Genomic DNA, 4,757 nt, shown 5'->3' with positions numbered 1-4,757 from the left:
GTTTGACCCCGATCGGACGACCACTCGCCATCTGGGCTTCGGCCACGGACGACATGTGTGTCTCGGCGCACCTTTCGCTCGGCTCGAAATGCGAACGGCGTTACGGGAATTGGTCCGCCGGCTTCCCGATATCCACTCGCTCGAGACCGATCTCGAATGGGATTTCGTGGGTGGCTGGCTCGCGGTGCCCAGCAGATTGCGCGTCAGGTTCATCCCCGAGTCGGCATGAGTCAGTCCCCCGCGAGTAGGCCGGACCGAAACCGGCTACTCGCTAACCTCCGCTCTGTAGACCTAACTGGGCCGCGCCACCGCTGGTGGCCATCGAGCGTCGCACCAGGGGGATCCGCATCCGGCCCCAGATGAGCAAACTGGGCCGGTCGACCATGTGCTCCTCATCCAGGGCGAACTCGCGCAGATGAGGCAAAATCCCGCGGAGGGCGGCCCGGGCTTCCATTCGGGCCAGTGCCGCACCGAGGCAGAAGTGGATACCTTGCCCGAAGCCGAGGTGCCCCGGTTTCCGGGTGATATCGAAGCGGTCCGGGTCGGTGAAGTGCGCCGGGTCATGGTTGGCCGCACCGATCATATTGAGGACGATCGACCCGCCTGGGATTGTCACACCGGACAACTCGATATCTGACGTCGTCTCCCGGAAGACGAATTGGAACGGCGAGTCATAACGCAGCGACTCCTCGATGGCCGAGTCAACCAGAGCTGGGTCGGCGAGGAGCAGATCGAGCTGGTCCGGGTTGCGCAGCAGTTCGACGATCACGTTGCCGATGAGGTTCGCGGTGGTTTCAGTCCCCGCTCCCAACAGCGTGAGGACGAAGAGAACCCCTTCCGACGCAGTCAGTGCATCGTTCTCCGCGGCCATGATGTCGCTGAGCAGGTCGGTACCAGGGTTCTTCGCGCGCTCTTTCATCAACGGGACGAAGTAGTCGGCGAACTCGGAGATCAAGCTGTAGTGCGTGGCCAGCCAGGACGCTGTGCCACGAGTCTCATGGGCGTTCAACTGTGTGGAGAGGATCAGCGCCCAGCGCTGGAACTTCTCGTCATCGGAAGCGGGCAGGCCGAACAGCCGAGTCATCACCCGCAGCGGGATCTGACTTGCCAGGTCGGCGTACACGTCGAATGTCGGCGCATGGTCGATGCCATCGAGGCAGCGCGCAATCTCCTCTTCGATGTAGCCGCGCAGCGCCTCGATCCGGCCACGGGTGAAGGCCCGATTGACGCTGCCTCTGATTCGGGTGTGAATGGGCGGGTCTGCGCCCACGATGACCGATGACGAGAGCAATTCTTTGGTGTCGAGCAGCATCGTTTCGAATATCGGGGCGAGCTTCTCGGCTATCGATGAATCGGACATGTCCACTGTCGGCCGGACTGTCTCCAGCCCATTCGGCCGGTTGGAAAACGCCTCTGTGTGCGTGTACAGGATGCGAACATCGTCCAGGCGAACGACTGTCCAGACACCCGATTCGCATTGACGCACCGGGGCCTCCCGATGCAGCCGCGCATAGGTGTCAAAGAGTCCCTCGCGGCACGAAGGGTCGAACGGCTCGTAGTACAACGGGTTCTCGTCTTGCATCTCTATCTCCCATAATCTCCGGCGCCAAAGATATCTCACGATATCCTATCGTGCGTAAGTACGAAGCTGCTCGTGGCCGTCGGGCAAAGGATGTTTTGCGTCCGGCGTGGTTTGCCCGCGTGAACTCGACGGTCGGCGCGTAAACGGCCGGGCCTGCTGTCGTGTTGTGCCACGGACTGGGTGGCAACACTTGGTGAAAGAGTTCCGATGACAGTCGGCAGCGGCTCCTAAACCGAGCGCCGCTGACCTCGGAGTAAATCCGCTCGCCGTAGGACTCCACCTGGCCGATCACACGACGCAATCCGCCGACCACGTCTTGTCGTCTCCGCTGGCGTATGGTTGCCGACCCTCGCGGCGCAACGATACGATATAATATCATCCGATATGAGGTCGAGTGCGGCCTCCCGCCAGAGCAAGCAGGGACGGGCAGATGTCAGTCGAGCAACAGGTCACCGGGCGTCAACCGACCGGATCCATCACAAGCAGCCCCCGGCCACCTCGCGCCGCGACTACCCCCGCCGGCACCGCTGGGTCGCTCGGCATCCGTGCACAGATTCCGAAGATGGGCCTTGTGGAGTACTGGTACCCCGCGATCGCCGACAACAAGGTGCCCAGACGCAAGCCGACGCAACGGCGCATCATGGGGCAGGACATCGTCTTCTTCCGCAATGAAAAGGGCGAGGCCGTTGCGCTCACGAATTGGTGCCCACACCGCAATGCTTCACTCGCCCAAGGATCGTGTCACTTCAAGGGCACCATCACGTGCCCCTACCACGGGCTGACTTTCGACGAGAACGGTACTCCCCTGGCGTTTCTCGGCGAGGGTCCAGACTCGACATTCGCCCGACAGCGGCGTTCGTCGGCGCGGTCTTACCCCACCCAAACCCACAAGGGCCTCGTGTTCATCTGGATGGGCGGGGGTGATCCAGCACCAATTCAAGAAGACGTCCCACCGGAATTCTTCGACGACAGCGCACTGGTGATGCACGCTGAGCAACGCTGGAAGGTCAATTGGCGGGCATCGCTGGAAAACCTGCAGGATGCGCACGTGTTCTACGTCCACCGCAACTCCCTGGAGGTGCTCTCTCAGGATGTGAATGGCTTGAATATGCTGCTCCATATTGGCCCTGATCGCCCTGCCACCAAGGTCATCAATGGGCGGGCACTGGTTTTCGAGAGCCCCCGCTTCTACGACTTCGTCGACTCCGATCAGCAACGCAAGACGCAGGCGACGACCACGCGCCCCTTCCGGGACACATATCCAGGCCTGGGAAATGCGAAGTTCCCCAAGACTACGACGCGTCTCCATCTGGCCCGCGCGATGGGATTCCTGCGTCGTCATCTGCGGCCGAAGATGGACTGGCTTGTCGACGATGTCGAGTGGGCTATGGGGGTGCACATGCCCACCACGTTCCGACTGGACTACCAGAGCCATGTCTACTCGCGGGCGGTGACCCCGATGGATGAGGACAACTCGTGGATCTTCTACTACACAACGACCTATCCGAAGTCCAAGCGCCGGAGGATGTTTAATCGTTTTCTGTTCCATGCCTACTACAACTGGAAACAGCATCGCAATTTCTCCGGCCAGGACAAGCGCATCGTCGAAGCGCTCAACTACGAGAACGCGACCGAGAAAATGTCGACATCGGATGCGTTCCCAGTCGCTTGGCGGGAGATGGTCATCGAGCACGCGCGTAAGCCGGAGCGGCGCCGCAATGTCTGACCTTCCGGGCGTCGGTCTGACCCACATCCCGGCAGCGGCAAAGGATCTGAGTAACTGCCCAGCCAAGGTCTTCGCCGTCTAGCCCGTAGTGACCGGTTGCTCCCGGTCCAGCACCACGATCAGAAAGCGCTGCAATGCAATTGCTCGAGCCGGTGTCCACCCTTCCCATCGGGGTTCTTATCGGTGCCGAATTGCGCACCGAAACCAGCACTGGAACCCTGCCCCACTTCAACGCGGCCACCGGAGAGGTCCAACGTGAATTCGTAGCCGCAGGCGCCGACGAGGTCGAAGCCGCCGTCGCCGCAGCGCGCGCGGCACTCCCGAGCTGGCGCGCGTGGAGCCCGCCGGATCGGCGTGACGTCCTGCGGAGATTGGCTGACCTGCTGCGCCGGCATGCCGCGGAATTCGCCGCGATCTCCACGCTCGAGGCCGCCATGATCGCTCCGCGCGCCGCCGCGCAGAGCGATCGTGCAGCCGATTGGGTGGACTACTACGCCGGCTGGGCGGACAAACTGGAAGGTGCCACCGTGCCGATAGTCGGCACCTTCGACTATTCGGTGCACGAGCCGATCGGTGTGGTGGCGATACTGCTCAGCTGGAACGGGCCGACCACCACGATCGGGATGAAGGTGCCGGCGGCACTGGCCGCCGGCTGCACCGTCGTGCTGAAGCCATCCGAGCTGGCCCCCTTCTCGGCGGTCCGCTTCGGCCAGCTGTGCCTGCAGGCCGGTCTTCCCCCCGGCGTTGTCAACGTGGTGCCGGGCGGTCCCGACGCTGGGGACGCCCTGGTACGGCACCCCGGCATTGACAAGATCAGTTTCACTGGCGGTCCGGACACCGCCGCGCGCATCCAGGCGGCGTGCTCGCAGACGTTGACACCATTGCTGTTCGAACTGGGGGGCAAATCGGCCAGTCTGGTGTTCGCCGATGCCGACTTGGACGCTGCCGCTGGACGGGCGGCCGCCGGGATTACCGCGATGTCCGGCCAGGCTTGCGTTGCCCCCACACGATTGCTGGTTGAACGATCGGCCTACCCGCAACTCATGGACCGGGTGATGGACAACCTGTCACGGGTCGAGCTCGGTGATCCCCAACGACCGGAGACAACCATGGGGCCGGTGATCTCCGCGGGGGCGGCGGCGCGGATCGTCGGCACCATCGAACAGGCTCGCGACGAGCACGCCGGCACGTTACTCACCAGCACCGAGCTGTCCGGTGGACACAACACGGGATACTTCGTCGCACCCACCGTGTTCGGCGACGTCGACCCTGACAGCGAGCTGGCCAGAAACGAGGTCTTTGGACCGGTGCTGTCAGTCATGTCCTTCGGCGACGAGGCCGAGGCGATCGAGCTGGCGAATTCGACGGCATTCGGCTTGTCCGCGTACCTGAGCACTGCGGACGTCGGCCGGATACTGCGCTTGGCGAATCAACTGAACGCTGGAAATG

Annotated in this window: 4 protein-coding genes; 3 read left to right on the top strand and 1 reads right to left on the bottom strand. The window is 62.9% G+C overall.

Going from position 1 to position 4,757, the window contains the following annotated elements:
* Positions 1-229: cytochrome P450 (locus tag WAN02_RS03590; protein WP_422262812.1), on the top strand; the 229-nt coding region annotated here is incomplete at its 5' end.
* Positions 230-271: 42 nt separating this feature from the next.
* Here WAN02_RS03590 and WAN02_RS03585 read toward each other — a convergent pair.
* The gene (locus tag WAN02_RS03585) at positions 272-1,582 is read right to left on the bottom strand and encodes a cytochrome P450 (RefSeq protein WP_422262811.1); all 1,311 of its coding nucleotides are present in this window, start codon (positions 1,580-1,582) and stop codon (positions 272-274) included.
* Positions 1,583-2,012: 430 nt separating this feature from the next.
* Here WAN02_RS03585 and WAN02_RS03580 point away from each other — a divergent pair, with 430 nt between their 5' ends.
* Complete coding sequence (locus WAN02_RS03580; RefSeq protein ID WP_422262810.1) at positions 2,013-3,308, top strand: Rieske 2Fe-2S domain-containing protein; 1,296 nt, start codon at positions 2,013-2,015, stop codon at positions 3,306-3,308.
* Between the two features lie 134 nt (positions 3,309-3,442).
* Positions 3,443-4,757 (top strand): aldehyde dehydrogenase family protein (locus WAN02_RS03575; protein WP_422262809.1); only part of this gene is annotated, 1,315 nt, incomplete at its 3' end.

This window comes from Mycobacterium sp. (assembly GCF_049281135.1).
In the GTDB taxonomy this organism is placed as follows: Bacteria; Actinomycetota; Actinomycetes; order Mycobacteriales; family Mycobacteriaceae; genus Mycobacterium.
This window is presented reverse-complemented; position numbering and strand designations above follow the sequence as displayed.